Genomic DNA, 14,245 nt, shown 5'->3' on the forward strand with positions numbered 1-14,245 from the left:
ACCGGCGGAGGCGCGCTGGGCGCTCCGCCGGCGGCAAGTCCCGGAGCTGCGGACCGATCAGCCCGGAGGTCGATCCACGTGGGGAGAGATCAGCGCAGCGTGCCGGCGAACCAGCTGCTGGTCCACGGCGCACGGACCGCGACCCGGGTGCCCGGGCGCAGGGAGTCGACCATCAGCGCGCGACCGCGGTCCCAGCGGACGAAGATCGCCGCGTGGTAGACGCCACCGCTGCCGTAGAAGAACATCAGGTCGCCGGGGCGCATGGCGCGCTTCGGGATCCGGCGCGCGTGGGCCGCTTGGGCGTCCGACGTACGCGGGATTGCGAAGCCGGCCCGGCGGTAGCTGTAGTAGAGGAGGCCGGAGCAGTCGAACCGCTCCGGACCGGAAGCGCCGTAGGCGTACCAGTCGCCGCGCTGGGCGAGCGCAGTGCCGAGGGCAGAGGAGATGCGGCCGTTGAGCGACTTGGCGGCCCGGGCGCGGCGGGCGGCGTCCTGCTGGTCGGCCTGGGCGACCTGGGTCGGGCTGTAGGCGACGGCTTCGCGCTGCTGCAGCGCCTGGGCTGGAGTCGCGCTGAGGGTGGTGACGGTCAGGCCGCAGATGGCGGCGAGGAGCGCGCACAGGCGCGCCAGCGATGAGATCGCAGGCATGGATGTGTTCCTTTCCCACGCCTGTGAGGTGAGCTGTCGGGTTGGAGCTGGAAAGTGCTCTGCCACTCGTGAGTGACTTCACCCCGAGCCAGCCGCGTGAGCGGCGGGCGTGGAACCTGTGGGTCCCCCACTCCTGCCCGATGTGTGCTCTCGGGGGATCCGTCACGGGCGGGCAGGACTCGGCGTAACCCGGACGGCTGTTCAGTTGGGTGACGCTTCAACTTCAGGGTGCTGACCCGACACCGTAAGCGCGCCGACGGCCCGGGTCAAAACCGACCCGGGCCGTCAGGCGTTGCTCAGGCCGAGCCGAGCGTGCCTCCACCGTCGACGTAGAGGGTCTGGCCGGTGATGTAGGAGGCCTCGTCGCTGCACAGGAACGCGGCCGCGGCCGCGATGTCCTCGGGGTAGCCGACCCGGCGTACGGGGTTGTGCTCGGCGTTGAGCCGGCGGAACTCGTCGACGTCCAGCTTCAGGCGGGCGGCGGTGGCGTCGGTCATCTCGGTCACGGTGAAACCGGGGCCGACCGCGTTGACGTTGACGCCGAAGGGGCCCAGCTCGAGGGCAAGGGTTCTCGTGAACGCCTGGATGCCCATCTTGGCGGCCGAGTAGTTGGCCTGGCCCCGGTTGCCGAGCGCGGAGATGCTGGAGAGGTTCAGGATCTTGCCGTACTTCTGCTCCACGAAGACCTTCTGGGCGGCCTTGCACATCAGGAACGCGCCCTTGAGGTGCACGTCCATGACCAGGTCCCAGTCCTCCTCGGTCATCTTGAAGAGCAGGTTGTCGCGGGTGATGCCGGCGTTGTTGACCAGGACGTGCAGCCCGCCGAGCTCGGCCACCACGCGCTCCACGGCCGCGTCCACGTCGGCGGCCTTCGCGACGTTGCCGCCGACGCCGATCGCCCTGGCGTCACCCTGCAGCTCGAGCCGGGAGGCGGCCTCGGCGGCAGCGGTCTCGTCGAGGTCGAGGACGGCGATCGAGGCGCCTTCGGCGGCCAGCCGTTCGGCGATGCCGAAGCCGATGCCTCGAGCTGCTCCGGTGATGAGGGCGACGCGTCCGTCGTAGCGACCCATGGGTGACTCCTTGTCCGTGCTGTCGGGGGCAGCCTGAGCGTACCGGGAGTTACCGACCAGCTGGTCTGCTGGATCAGGGTCCTCAGGCCCCGGGGGCAGTGCCGTCGAGCGCCACGCGCACCCGCGCGGCGTACTCCTCCATCTCGCCGGCGGCGTACTTCGTGCGCGGCCAGAAGAAGCCGCGGAGGCCGTCGCCCTTCGTGCGGGGTACGACGTGGCAGTGCAGGTGGGGCACCGACTGGCTCACGACGTTGTTCACCGCGACGAAGGAGCCCTGCGCGCCGAGCCCGTCCTGCATCGCCACCGCGAGGCGCTGGGCCTGGGCGAGGAAGCCGTCGCGCAGCCCGGCCGGGAGGTCGGGCAGCGTGACGACGTGCTCGCGCGGCACGAGCAGGACGTGGCCCTTGAAGACGGGCCGCTGGTCGAGGAACGCCACGAAGTCGTCGGTCTCGAGGACCCGCTCCGCCTCGGCCTCCCCCGCCGCGATCGCGCAGAAGATGCAGCCGGTCATGGCTCGGAGAGTAGCGGGCCGCCCGTGACCACTGCGTACTGTCTTCCCCGTGGCCGACAACGTGCTGTGGATCATCACCGATGACCAGATGCGCTCGACGCTGCGGACTATGGACCGGACCTGGAGACGGCTGGTCCAGAAGGGTGTGCGGTTCCGTCGCGGGTACGCCGCGATGCCGTGGTGTGGTCCGGCGCGAGCCTCGATCCTCACCAGCCGCTATCCGCACGACCATGGGTGCAGCACCAATATGACGCATCCGCCGTTCGTGGAGCAGGGTCTCGACCGGGACACCGTGGCGACCCGGATCCGCGCGGCCGGCTACGACACGGGCTACTTCGGCAAGTACATGAACGGCTTGGGCACGGACTCCGGCTACGTCGCGCCGGGGTGGGGCCGCTGGGTGGCGACCGTCGGTAACGACGGAAAGGTCAACGTGGACGGCCGCGTCCGCAGGCTCGACTCCCAGCAGGCAGCCGACCGCTTCGCAGCCGACCGGCTGCGCCGCTTCCTTCGTAGGCACCGGGACACCGGACCCTGGTTCGCCGTCTACGGGCCGTCGATCCCGCACGACCCCTACACGCCGACCCCCGAGCACCGGGACGACTTCGACGGCGTGGAGTGGGATCCACCCGCGTTCAACGAGACCGACATGACGGACAAGCCCAGCTGGCTGCGCGAGCTGCCCCCGCTGGACCGGGCCCGGATGCGCAGGGTCTTCGAAGGCAAGCTGGAGGAGCTCCAGGACCTCGACGACGAGATCGACCGGATCCTCGCCGTGCTCTGGAGGACCGGCCAGCTGCACCGCACCTGGATCTTCCTGGTCTCCGACAACGGCTACCTGCTCGGAGAGCACCGCCTCTTCCGCAAGGAGCAGCCCTACGAGGAGTCGGCCGGCATCCCGTTCGTCGTGCGCGGGCCGGGCGTGACGCCGGGCGTGTCCGATGCACTGCTGTCCCAGGTGGACCTGATGCCGACCGCGCTCGACATCGCCGGGCTCGACCCCGACGCCGGTCGGGCGCTCGACGGACGGTCGATGCTGGGGCCACTCCGCACCGGCGACTGGTCGGACTGGCGCAGGCGGCTGCTCGTCGAGAACACCAACCTCGGTTGGGCGATGCTTCGCGAGGACGACGGGGCGTACGTCGACCATCATGAGCGCGGCGAGTGGGAGCTCTACGACCTCGCCGCCGACCCGCACCAGCTCGCCAGCCGGCGTGACGCCGACGTGTCGCGGTGGGCGGACCGGCTGGCGCGACTGCGGCAGTCCAACGGCCTCGCGCTCAGGACGCTGGAGCGGTAGAGCTACCCGATTCCCCCGCGAGCCGGGGCCCGCCGGCGCTACCTTGCTGCCGAGAGGAGGTCCACGGTGCATCAGCCCTTGCCGACACGCGTGCTGAGCGCGCTCACCACGGGAGCCGACTCCGTGGTCGAGCTCCACGTGGCGCTGCAGGTCAGCCAGGCGGCGGTGCTGGAGGCACTCGAGACGCTCATGGCCGCAGGCCTCGTGGTGCGCACCGGAGACGACCCGCTCGCGGGCTACCGGCTCACCCCGGCCGGCAGTGACGGGGCGGGCGGCCGAAGTGCGCCGGTCACCGTGTTCGGGTCGAACGCCACCTTCTCGTTCACCGTCCAGTCGACGCGCGACGAGCCACAGCCGGACCTGGCACAGCTCGGTGACATGGTGGGCAAGGCCTGGAAGGCGACCCGCGTGAGTCGCGAGCTCGAGCGTGCCGAGCGGGAGAAGGGGCTGCTCGTGGGCGACGTCGAGCGCGAGTCGGCCCTGTCGATGCTGGCCCAGGCGTTCGGCGAGGGCCGGCTCGACCAGGCCGAGCACGACCGTCGCCTCGACCTGGCGCTGCACGCCGAGACCCGGGGCGAGCTGGACCGGGCCGTCGAGGGGCTCCACCTTCCCACAGCAGCGAGCACCGGGACGCCCGCGCGCAGCGCGATCTGGTTCCTCGTCGCACTCGCCCTGCCGGTGCTGGTTGTCGGGCTGCTGGTGCTCACCGCCGACGGATTCTCCGCCAGCCAGAAGGCCCTCGCCGGGCTGGCGCTCCTCGGCGTTCCCGCCCTGCTGGCAGCGACCTGGCTGGTGACGCGCCCCGAGGAGGATCGGCGCCGCCACTGGCGGGGTCCCCGAAGGAACGGCTGAGCGCCCCAGGAACGGTTAGCGGCTGGCGACGCCCGCGCAACGTGCAGACCAGCGTCGCGCACGACGCGCATCCCGCACGGCCCAGACTTCGGCCCGAGGAGTCGCAACATCGCAGCAGAGGCCCCGTGCTCGTCGGCCTCGACGCCGCGAGCCGTAGCGAACCGGTCGACCACCTCGCTCAGCGTGGCGTCTTCCGGCAGCTCAGCCATGCCGCACCCCTTCCTCGTCCGTCCGTGACATCGCTACGAGCGACTCGGTCAGGCCCCGCCAGGCGACGAGGTCGTCGCGCAGCATGATCCGGCCCGCAGGCGTCATGGCATGGCCGTGGAGAGGGCCGCCGGCGAGGGCGCCGAGGACGGCCAGGTCGAGGGCTGCCCTGATCCAGGCGCTCGACCACTGGGTCGCATCGAACTCTCCAGGAGAGGTCTGCGCTGGCTCCCCGGCATGGGGGAGCCCGGAACGTACGGCAGCTCCCGACCGTGGCGGGCCGGGAGCTGCCGTGAAGAGGGGTGGAGCTGGCGGGAATCGAACCCGCGTCCTCGAGCGCGGAACCAGGTCTTCTCCGGGTGCAGTCTGTGGTTTCGCTTTTCTCGGCCCCGGCGCTCGCACAGACACGTCGCCGACAGGCTCAGTCAGGAAAGTGTCCCGGTCACCCCTCCTGACAGGGAGTGACCAGCAAGTCTCCTAGATGAGGCCTGGGTCCGGGACGGAGACGGATGCCCGGTCAGACCCTTCGATCATTGCTCAGGCAACGAGAGCGAAGTCAGTGCGCTTAGCGTTGGCACTTATAGGTTTCCAGCGATCGTTAACGAGATGGCGCTGGCTTCTCGACCCGCTTCCCCTGGAACTCACGTCCCAAGTCGAAACCGATCAGCCCCTCTTGAGTTGTCGACGGCCCGCGGACGAGCCATCCGGGTCAGTCTACGGGTCAACCGTGACAGCGTCGCCTTCATTCCCGAGGGAGAACAGCCGGGCGAGCCCGCCCTCAGTCGCGCATGCCCTTGAGCCGTCGCTGGACGGCTTGCTCCTTCTCACGGTTGGCCTGGCGCTCGGCGATGGCGTGGCGCTTGTCGTAGTGCTTCTTGCCGCGAGCCAGAGCGATCTCGACCTTGGCGCGGCCGTCCTTGAAGTAGAGCGAGAGCGGGACCAGCGTGTAGCCCTTGTCGCCGATCTTCTTCTCGATCTTGGAGATCTCGGCGCGGTTGAGCAGCAGCTTGCGACGCCGGCGGGCCGCGTGGTTGGTCCAAGTGCCCTGGGAGTATTCAGGGATGTGTACGCCGTGCAGCCAGACCTCTCCCCCGTCGACCTCGGCGAAGCCGTCGACCAGGGACGCGCGACCCAGCCGGAGCGACTTCACCTCGGTGCCCATGAGGACCATCCCGGCCTCCCAGGTGTCCTCGATGTGGTAGTCGTGGCGCGCCTTCTTGTTCTGCGCGATCGGCTTGGTGCCCTGCTCCTTCGGCATCCCGCCATTCTCGCAGGCGGGTCCAGCGGGTTTGATCTCGACGGGTCTCGATACGCGCGCTGCCCTCGCTACTCGCCCTCCGAAATCGCGTCCTCGCGCCTCAACCAGCGACGAGCGGGTCAGAGCCAGTTCTGCGGGTCCACGGCCCTGCCGTTGGCCATCACCGAGAAGTGCAGGTGGCAGCCAGTGGACCAGCCGGTGTCGCCCGTGTAGCCGATGACCTGGCCGCGCTGGACGGTGGAACCGGTGCCGACCGTGTAGCTGCTGGCGTGGTTGTAGATGGTCGCGACCCCGGCGCCGGCCAGCGCCCCGTGGTCGATGAGCATGCGGCGGCCGTAGACCGGGCTGTAGTAGGAGGAGATCACCCGGCCGCTCTCGGCGGCGTGGATGGGGAGCCCGCAGCCACCGCCGAAGTCGGTGCCGTCGTGCAGCCCCCAGTAGCCGTAGATGGGGTGCACCCGGTAGCCGAACGGCGAGGTGATCTCGCCGTTCACGGGCCAGGCCAGGAGGCCGCCGGTCGGGCCCTTCTGGGACTGGGAGTTGCGCAGCGCCCGCAGTGCTCGCTTGCGGAGGATCTCCTTGATCCGGGCCTGCTCCCTCTGCAGCTTGCGAAGCTTCTGCAGGTCGGCGGCGCGGGCGGCGCGTGCGTCGGCGCGGGCTGCGGAGAGCTCGCCCACCAGCGCCAGGACCGAAGCCTTGGCGCTCTCGGCCTCCAGCTCGAGCTGCTGCATGGCCGCCAGGGTGTCCGCGGCGGCCCGTCGCTTGTCGGCCACCCGGTTGCGGGCGTCCTTCACCTGCTGCTTCTGCACCTCGAGCAGCACCTTCGCGGCGTGGAGGTCGTCGTACTGGCGGGTCTCGGTGCCGACGAAGACACGGTTGGCCTCGATCCGGGTGGAGAGGTCCTCGGCGCTGCCGGACTCCAGCAGCGAGGAGAAGGCGAGCAGCGCGGGGTCGCCCTCGGTGTAGATCTGGGTGATGGTGTCGGCGACCACGTCCTGCTGGGCGACGACGGCGTGGCGACCCGCGAGCAGCTCGGCCTGCGCCTGGTCGAGCTCGGCCTCGGCCTGTTCGAGCTCGGCCTGCATCCTCTCGTCACGCTCCTGCGCGACCGCGAGCTTGCCGCGGGCGATCGCCAGGTCGGTGCGGGCGTCCTCGAGGTCGTGCCTGGCGGCGTCGAGGCGGGCCTGGGCCTTCTGGAGCTGCCGGGACGACGAGTGGAGGTCGTCGTGGGCGTGGTCGATCTTCTTCTCGACCTGCTTCTGCTTGTGCTTGAGGTCGTCAGCCGCGGCGGTCGACGAGACCGAGCCCATCGCCAGCGCAGCGGCGATGGCGGCCGCGGCCAGGCGACGGTGGGCGGTACGGGGGAAGGAGCGCACCGGGATGCCTTCTGCGTTCGGGGAAGTGAACGCAAGGACGGTAACGCGCCGGGATCAGACTTTGAGGTATTTGCGCGTGAGCACGAGTGTCGGCAGCACCGTGAGCAACGGACCGAGGACCGCGACGGCTGCCACGGCCACGCCGTACTCCGAGAAGCCGATCCACGGCACGAACTTCAACCGGTCCGTGGCGCGCTCCATGATCCCGAAGTACATGAACCCCGCGAGGGCACCCGTCGCGAGCACCACGCCGATCAGCGCGGTGACCAGGGCCTCGAGGAGGAAGGGCAGCGCGATGTAGAGCGTCGAGGCGCCGACCAGGCGCATGATGCCGATCTCCTTGCGGCGCGCGAACGCCGCGAGACGGATGGTGTTGGCCACCAGCAGCAGCGCCGCGACAACGAGGAAGATCGCCGTGCCGAGGGCCGCCCACTTCATCGTGTTGATGGAGCCGATGATCGGGGCGATGACCGTGCGCATGTCGCCGACCTTGGAGACACCGTCAAGCCCCTTCACGGCGCTGACGATGCCCTCGTACTTCTCCGGGTCCTTCAGCTCGATGCGCACCGCCTCGGGCATGTCCTCGGCGGTCGCCGCGGGGTAGGGGCCCTCGAAGCGCTCCGCGCCGTAGAGCTCCTTGACCTTCTCGAACGCCTCCTCCTTGGAGATGAGGAAGTGGTCCGCGACCTCGGGGTTGTCCTCGACGACCTGGAGGACCGCCGTGCGCTGGGCCTCGGTCACCTCACCGGTGCAGGCCGGGTTGCTGTCGCGCTCGGTGCACAGGTAGACGGTGATCTGGAGCTGGCTGCCCCAGTGGTCCGCGGCCTTGGTGGCCTGCTGGTTGAGCAGGATGCCGAGGCCGACGAGGGTGAGCGAGACGAAGAGCGTGAGGATCACCGCGAGGTGCATCGAGAGGTTGCGGCGCAGGCCCTGGCCCAGCTCGGAGAAGACGTAGCGAAGCTGCATGAGAGGTCAGTTGCTCCTGGTGGAGTTGCGGGGGCGTTTTAGTTCTGGAAGCCGTAGACGCCCTGCGCCTGGTCACGGACTACGCGGCCGTGCTCGAGCTCGATGACGCGCTTGCGCATCTGGTCGACGATGCCGGCGTCGTGGGTGGCCATCACCACCGTGGTGCCGGTGCGGTTGATGCGGTCGAGCAGCTTCATGATCCCGACCGACGTGGTGGGGTCGAGGTTGCCGGTGGGCTCGTCCGCGATCAGGATCTGGGGCCGGTTGACGAACGCGCGGGCGATCGCCACCCGCTGCTGCTCGCCACCCGAGAGCTCGTCGGGCATCCGGTCGCCCTTGCCGTCGAGGCCCACCAGCTCGAGCGTCTCGGGCACCAGCGAGCTGATCTCGCTGCGCGAGCGACCGATCACCTGCAGCGCGAAGGCGACGTTCTCCGTCACGGTCTTGTTGGGCAGCAGCCGGAAGTCCTGGAAGACCGTGCCGATGGTGCGGCGCAGCCGCGGCACCTTCCAGCTCGCCAGCCGGTTGATCTCCTTGCCGGCGACGTAGACGCGGCCGCCCGTGGGGCGGTATTCGCGGAGCACCAGCCGCAGGAAGGTCGACTTGCCCGAGCCGGACGACCCCACGAGGAAGACGAACTCACCCTTCTCGATGTCGACCGACACCTGGTCGAGCGCCGCGTGGGCGTGGCCGGGGTAGGTCTTGGTGACCTTCTCGAAGCGAATCACGGCGTCGAGGTTACGCGGTCGCCCCAGTCACTGGGGACCCGCGCCCCGACGTCTCAGGCGCTGGCCTTCTCGGCGCCCCGGCGCCAGCGGATGCCGGCCTCCAGGAATCCGTCGAGCTCGCCGTCGAACACCGCCGCGGGGTTGCCGCTCTCGTAGCCGGTGCGGAGGTCCTTGACGATCTGGTAGGGGTTCAGCACGTAGTTGCGCATCTGGTCGCCCCAGCTGGCCTGGACGTCGCCCTTGAGCTCGTCGAGGTGCGCCTTCTCCTCGGCCTTCTTCAGGGCCAGCAGCTTGGCCTTGAGGACGACCATCGCGCTGGCCTTGTTCTGCAGCTGCGACTTCTCGTTCTGGCAGGAGACGACCACGCCGGTCGGGATGTGGGTCAGCCGCACGGCGGAGTCGGTGGTGTTGACCGACTGGCCGCCGGGGCCGCCGGAGCGGTAGACGTCGACGCGGATCTCCTCGTCGGGGATGTCGATCTCGTCCGTCTGCTCGAGCACCGGCACGACCTCGACGGCGGCGAAGCTGGTCTGGCGGCGGCCCTGGTTGTCGAAGGGGCTGATCCGCACCAGCCGGTGGGTGCCGGCCTCGACGCTCAGCGTGCCGTAGGCATAGGGCGCGTGGATGGCGAAGGTGGCGGACTTGAGGCCCGCCTCCTCGGCGTACGAGGTGTCGAAGACCTCGACGGGGTACTTGTGCTGCTCGGCCCAGCGCAGGTACATCCGCATCAGCATCTCGGCGAAGTCCGCCGCGTCGACGCCGCCGGCACCGGAGCGGATGGTCACCAGCGCCTCGCGGGCGTCGTACTCACCGGAGAGCAGCGTGCGGATCTCGAGGCTCTCGACGGCCTTCTTGATGCGGCCGAGCTCGACCTCGGACTCGGCGAGCGTGTCGGCGTCGCCCTCGTCCTGGGCCATCTCGACCATCAGTCCGAGGTCCTCGATGCGGGTGTCCAGCTCGGTGAAGCGGTCGAGCTCGCCCTGGAGCATCGAGAGGCGGCCGGTGACGCGGGTGGCGTTCGCCTGGTCGTCCCAGAGGTCGGGCGCGGCGACCTGCTCGCCGAGGTCGGCGATCTCCCGGCGCATCGCGTCCAGGTCGAGGACCTGGCCGATGGTCTTCATGGTCGCCTGGAGCTGCTTGATCTCAACGTCGAAGTCGGTGGCTGCCACAAGGAGCAAGACTACGGGGCGCGGTCCGGATCCGCCCGATCGGCGTCGGGCGGATCCGGGACCGGCCACGCTCCCGCGAGCTCAGGTCACGCGGTGCAGAGCACCTCGGGGTCGCCGATCGCCGCGTAGCCCTTCGGCGAGGCCGACCCGGACAGGTCGAACCGGAGGCGGAACACGTCCGTCATGTCCAGGACGCCCGCGCCCTCCTCGACCACGGTGCCCACCTGCAGCCCGTGGGTGACCAGCGGCGCCCCGTCGGCCGTCACGGTCACCTGGCCGGTGGCACCGGTCTCGGAGGAGTCCGTGAGTGCGTAGGTCGCACGCAGCTGCTTGCACTTGTTGCCGAGGGTGAACTCGATGTAGCCGCCGACACCGGGCGTGCTGCTGAGCGACCAGCCGTAGCCCTCGGTGCCGATCTCGACGTAGCCGCGAGAGACGTTGGCCGTGGCCCCGGAGGTGCGCTTGCCGAGCAGCTGCCAAGCCCACACCTCCAGCTCCATCTCCTTGCTGACGCCCGTCTTGATCGCCCCGTCGGCCGGCTTGACGACGCGGTAGTAGCGCACGCCGGGCGTGCTCGGATTGTCGGTCAGCTTGAAGCGCCCGTCGGACTTGATCTTGGCGGTGCCGCTCTTCTTCCAGCGCTTGTTGCCCTCCAGGCGCTGCTGGAGGATCACCGTCTTGCCTGCCGCACGCGGCTTGACACTGCCGCGGATCTTGACGGTGTCCTCCCCTGCGATCGCGGTGGTGCGGTTGATGCTGGCCTTCACGACGTACGACGTCGCGCGGCGCTCACTGGGCGCCTCGGCCTGGGCGGTGGTGACCGGCGCCAGGGTCAGCGGCAGGGCTGCGGTGACTGCGGCGGCGATGAGTGTGGATCGCGTCATGTGTACTTCCCCTCGTGGTGGTCTTCTCGGCGGCCACTGTAGGACTCCGAGAGGCCGTGGAACCGGCCGCAGCGTGAGACTCGCCGGGCGACCTTTTGGTTGTCGGGTCCTCTCAGCCCGCCGAGGCGCTGCCGCCCTCGTCCGGGGTCGTGAGCGACTCCATCGGCAGGCCGGTGAGCTCGTCGACGCCGATCTCGCGCGTCGTGCCGTCGCGCAGGGTGAGGGTCGCGCCACTGAAGGACGGCGTGGTGTCGGCGCTCTCGGACTGCTCGGTCACCGGGGCGTCGGGCCACCAGGCGGCGTAGTGGCCGTTCGCGATCGTGGCGGTCACGTCGCCCTGCGCCTCGGTGTGGAGCACCAGGCCCACGACGTCGTCGCCGACGAGGCCGGTGGAGCTGCGCAGGCTCTCGTCCTCCGTGCTGAGCACTCCCCCGATGCTGCCGTGTGCGCCGTCCGCGGCGACCTCCACCGCCTGGGCGCCGGGACCGGCGGCCTGGCCATGGGTGCCGACGAGCTCGTCGCCGCGGAGGAGGCAGACCTGCTCGTTCATCCCGCTCGGGTCGGAGAAGTAGGCCATCGTCCACGACCCGCGCGCCTCGGTGACGAGCGCGTCGAGGTCGGGGCCCTGCCGCCCGGGCAGCCAGCCGAAGGGACCGCCGTCGAGACAGGCGTCAGCGGCCGCCTCGGCCTGCTCCGCGGAGACCGCCGCGGGCACGGGGCTCCAGGCGGCGTAGGCGGCGTCGTCGCTGCCCACCAGGTCGGGAACCGCGACGGTGAGCACCACGGCGGCCGCGACGGCTCCGCCGGCGGCGACCACGCGGCGTACGACGGGGCCTCGGGGCCGGAGCAGGACGACCGTGTCCGCCGGCTCCGTGGCGGTGATGCGGGCGAGCAGCGCCTGGGCGCGCTCGACGTGGCGGACGTCGAGGTCGGCGGGCGTGGTGGCGGGGTCGAGGGTGGCGAGGGTGGCGTCGGTGTTCATGGCGTGCTCCTGGTGGCGGCGGGTGCCGCGGTCGGGCTGGTGTGGGGGTGGGTGCCGGCGAGGGCGCGCAGGGCGCGGCGGGCGCGGCTGAGGCGGAGCCGGTAGGCGACTGGCGAGATGCCAAGCACCTCGGCGGCCTCGGGCGCCGAGAGGCCGTCCCAGACCGCGAGCGCGAGCGCCTCCTGGTGGACGGCACTCAGGCGGCGCCAGGCCTCGGCGAGGTCGAGGCGGGCGGCGACGAGGTCGGGCTCGGGGCCGGCCAGGTCGGGTCCGCGCAGCTGGGCGTCCGCGATCCGCACGGCGACGGCGCGATGGCGCTCACCGCTGCGGTGCTGGCTGCGCAGCGTGCGGTGGGCGACCCCGAAGAGCCAGGCCCGCGCCTCGTCGTGCGGCCGTGGCACGTCGTCGATGCGCCGCCAGGCGACGAGGAAGACGTCGGCGAGGACGTCCTCGGCGTGCGTGGGGTGGACCCGCCGCTCGATGAACCTCAGCAGGTCGGCGTACGTCGCCTCGTAGAGCCGCCGGAACGCCTGCTCGCGGCCCGGCGGCCCGTTGTCTGTGTGTCCCATGCCCCGTACATGTCCCCCTCGGCGCAAGTGTGTCGCTTCCGGGGCGTCGGCGTCAGCGGACCAGCTCGACCGCTGCCGTGCCGCTGCGGCGACAACCTTTCGAGCGCTGGCAGCATCAGATGAGCACACCTCCCCCGATCGAAGGACACCCGATGCACCGGATCGCCCTCACCTCGCTCGCCCTGCTGGCGCCCGTGCTCGTCGCGCTGCCGGCCTCCGCGGCGGCCGAGATCTGCGACGGGCGCGCCGCGACGATCGTCGTCCCGCTCGAGATGGCCTACCCGTCCAGCTCGCACCACACCAAGCCGGTCACCGGCACCCCCGGCGACGACGTGATCGTCGGGACCGCGCTCGCAGACACGATCGACGGAGCGGGTGGCAACGACGTGATCTGCGGCCTGGAGTCCGAGGACACCCTGACGGGCGGGGACGGCGACGACCGTCTCCTCGGCGGCCTCGACGGGCGCGAACGCGACCCGAACCCCGCGTCGAACTCATCGCTCGGGGACCTGCTCATTCCCGGACCGGGCGACGACTTCGTCGATCTCGGCCTCGACCCAGCCGCCGATGCCTTCACCTTCCGTCCGGACCAGGTCAGGTACGACGACTCGGCGACCGCCGTCCACGTCGACCTCACCCCGGTCAACGGCCTGGGCCGCGCAGTCGGCCAGGGCACGGACACGATCGTGGTCGTCGGACGGCTGGCCGTCGTGGGCAGCCCGTACGACGACCACATCATCGGGACGCCGTACGGGGACGTGATCATGTCCGACCGCGGCAGCGACTCCATCAGCGGCGAGGGCGGCGAGGACCGGATCTTCCCCGACATCGCAGGCTTCGACGTGATGGAGACAGTCGACCCGGAGGACGCGGACCACATCAGTCCCGACACGGTCGACGGCGGTGCCGGAGACGACTTCATCGTCTCCAACTGGGGCCCGAGTGACGTCGCGGCCGGTGACGGGGACGACTACGTCGCCGTCTCCACCGGCGAGCCGTGGGACTCCTACGGCAGCGCCGACGGCAGTCACATCGAGGGCGGCGCCGGTGATGACACCGTCTTCGCCGAGCTCGTCCGCAAGCTCCGTGTCAGCGGAGGCGGCGGCGACGACGAGATCACCCATGACGTGTTCGTCCGGGGCGGACGGACGATCACCGACGGCGGTCGCGGGGACGATCGGCTCGCAGTGGGCAATGGGACCAAGCTGGCCCCCAGCGCCAGGATCACTGTCGATCGCCGACGGTCCCGCATCCGCATCGAGCGCACGGTGGCCTCGATGCGGGGCTACGAGCACCACCGCCTGTCCGGACCCGGCCTGAACTGGGTCTATCTCGGCACGAACGCCAAGGACGACGTCAGCGCCCCTCGCAACCGGAGCCTGCGAGCCAGGACGTTCGCTGGCCGTGACCGGGTCGAGGGCACCAAGGGCCGAGACGTCCTCGACCTGGGACGTGGTGTGGACAGGGCCGACGGCGGCCGGGGCCGTGACACCTGCATCGACGCCGAGCGAGCGAAGAGCTGCGAGATCCGGAGTCGCTGACGTCGGCGTCCATCGCCGGCTGCACTGAATCTCCGCCCGGCGCTCAGGGCGGTGGTCACCCACCAGTGGCAGGCGCCCGTCACGGCGTGGCCGGGGGCAGCGACGGCGGTCGTCTCGCCTGAAGGAGCCACTGGCAGGAGCGGCATCCGCATGGCCACGCTCGCCCACTACTCGACCGCGCCGAT

The 14,245-nt window shown here is 70.6% G+C and carries 14 protein-coding genes, 1 other RNA gene and 1 riboswitch; of the genes, 3 read left to right on the forward strand and 12 right to left on the reverse strand.

Annotated features, from left to right (window positions below; all coding sequences use genetic code 11):
* Window positions 1-89: 89 nt before the first annotated feature.
* The 3 genes from DDE18_RS20010 to DDE18_RS20020 all read right to left on the reverse strand — a co-directional run bounded on the left by DDE18_RS20010 (window position 90) and on the right by DDE18_RS20020 (window position 2,228).
* Window positions 90-647, reverse strand: a complete 558-nt coding sequence (locus DDE18_RS20010) for a C40 family peptidase (protein WP_116574025.1) — start codon at window positions 645-647, stop codon at window positions 90-92.
* A gap of 3 nt (window positions 648-650) precedes the next feature.
* Window positions 651-813: riboswitch (cyclic di-AMP (ydaO/yuaA leader) on the reverse strand.
* Window positions 814-943: 130 nt separating this feature from the next.
* Window positions 944-1,717 (reverse strand): SDR family NAD(P)-dependent oxidoreductase, encoded by a 774-nt coding sequence (locus DDE18_RS20015; protein ID WP_116574026.1) that lies wholly within the window; start codon window positions 1,715-1,717, stop codon window positions 944-946.
* An 82-nt stretch (window positions 1,718-1,799) separates the two neighbouring features.
* Window positions 1,800-2,228, reverse strand: a complete 429-nt coding sequence (locus DDE18_RS20020) for an HIT family protein (RefSeq protein ID WP_116574027.1) — start codon at window positions 2,226-2,228, stop codon at window positions 1,800-1,802.
* A 49-nt stretch (window positions 2,229-2,277) separates the two neighbouring features.
* Here DDE18_RS20020 and DDE18_RS20025 point away from each other — a divergent pair, with 49 nt between their 5' ends.
* Both DDE18_RS20025 and DDE18_RS20030 read left to right on the forward strand, forming a co-directional pair.
* A complete protein-coding gene (locus DDE18_RS20025) occupies window positions 2,278-3,528 on the forward strand; it encodes a sulfatase-like hydrolase/transferase (protein ID WP_116574028.1) in 1,251 nt (416 codons plus the stop codon).
* Window positions 3,529-3,594: 66 nt separating this feature from the next.
* Window positions 3,595-4,380, forward strand: a complete 786-nt coding sequence (locus tag DDE18_RS20030) for a DUF1707 SHOCT-like domain-containing protein (RefSeq protein WP_133241284.1) — start codon at window positions 3,595-3,597, stop codon at window positions 4,378-4,380.
* A gap of 507 nt (window positions 4,381-4,887) precedes the next feature.
* Here DDE18_RS20030 and ssrA read toward each other — a convergent pair.
* The 9 genes from ssrA to DDE18_RS20080 form a co-directional block, all read right to left on the reverse strand.
* Window positions 4,888-5,258, reverse strand: a transfer-messenger RNA (tmRNA) gene (gene ssrA / locus DDE18_RS20040).
* Window positions 5,259-5,365: 107 nt separating this feature from the next.
* Entirely contained in the window at window positions 5,366-5,845 is a 480-nt protein-coding gene (smpB, locus tag DDE18_RS20045; RefSeq protein ID WP_116574030.1) for an SsrA-binding protein SmpB, read from the reverse strand.
* A gap of 119 nt (window positions 5,846-5,964) precedes the next feature.
* A complete protein-coding gene (locus DDE18_RS20050; protein WP_116574031.1) occupies window positions 5,965-7,221 on the reverse strand; it encodes a peptidoglycan DD-metalloendopeptidase family protein in 1,257 nt (418 codons plus the stop codon).
* A gap of 54 nt (window positions 7,222-7,275) precedes the next feature.
* Entirely contained in the window at window positions 7,276-8,187 is a 912-nt protein-coding gene (gene ftsX, locus DDE18_RS20055) for a permease-like cell division protein FtsX (protein ID WP_116574032.1), read from the reverse strand.
* Window positions 8,188-8,225: 38 nt separating this feature from the next.
* Window positions 8,226-8,915, reverse strand: a complete 690-nt coding sequence (ftsE, locus tag DDE18_RS20060; protein WP_116574033.1) for a cell division ATP-binding protein FtsE — start codon at window positions 8,913-8,915, stop codon at window positions 8,226-8,228.
* Between the two features lie 53 nt (window positions 8,916-8,968).
* Window positions 8,969-10,084 carry a peptide chain release factor 2 gene (gene prfB, locus DDE18_RS20065; RefSeq protein ID WP_116574034.1) on the reverse strand — a complete coding sequence of 372 codons (1,116 nt, stop codon included), beginning with the start codon at window positions 10,082-10,084 and terminating at the stop codon, window positions 8,969-8,971.
* Window positions 10,085-10,170: 86 nt separating this feature from the next.
* A complete protein-coding gene (locus DDE18_RS20070) occupies window positions 10,171-10,968 on the reverse strand; it encodes a DUF4369 domain-containing protein (RefSeq protein ID WP_116574035.1) in 798 nt (265 codons plus the stop codon).
* A 112-nt stretch (window positions 10,969-11,080) separates the two neighbouring features.
* A complete protein-coding gene (locus DDE18_RS20075; RefSeq protein WP_116574036.1) occupies window positions 11,081-11,950 on the reverse strand; it encodes a hypothetical protein in 870 nt (289 codons plus the stop codon).
* Entirely contained in the window at window positions 11,947-12,519 is a 573-nt protein-coding gene (locus DDE18_RS20080; protein WP_116574037.1) for an RNA polymerase sigma factor, read from the reverse strand. Before DDE18_RS20080 ends, DDE18_RS20075 begins: the two co-directional genes overlap by 4 nt.
* Before the next feature lie 119 nt (window positions 12,520-12,638).
* Here DDE18_RS20080 and DDE18_RS20085 point away from each other — a divergent pair, with 119 nt between their 5' ends.
* Window positions 12,639-14,060 carry a calcium-binding protein gene (locus DDE18_RS20085; protein ID WP_133241285.1) on the forward strand — a complete coding sequence of 474 codons (1,422 nt, stop codon included), beginning with the start codon at window positions 12,639-12,641 and terminating at the stop codon, window positions 14,058-14,060.
* Window positions 14,061-14,245 lie beyond the last annotated feature (185 nt).

The organism is Nocardioides gansuensis, from assembly GCF_003076135.1.
GTDB classification, from domain to species: Bacteria; Actinomycetota; Actinomycetes; order Propionibacteriales; family Nocardioidaceae; genus Nocardioides; species Nocardioides gansuensis.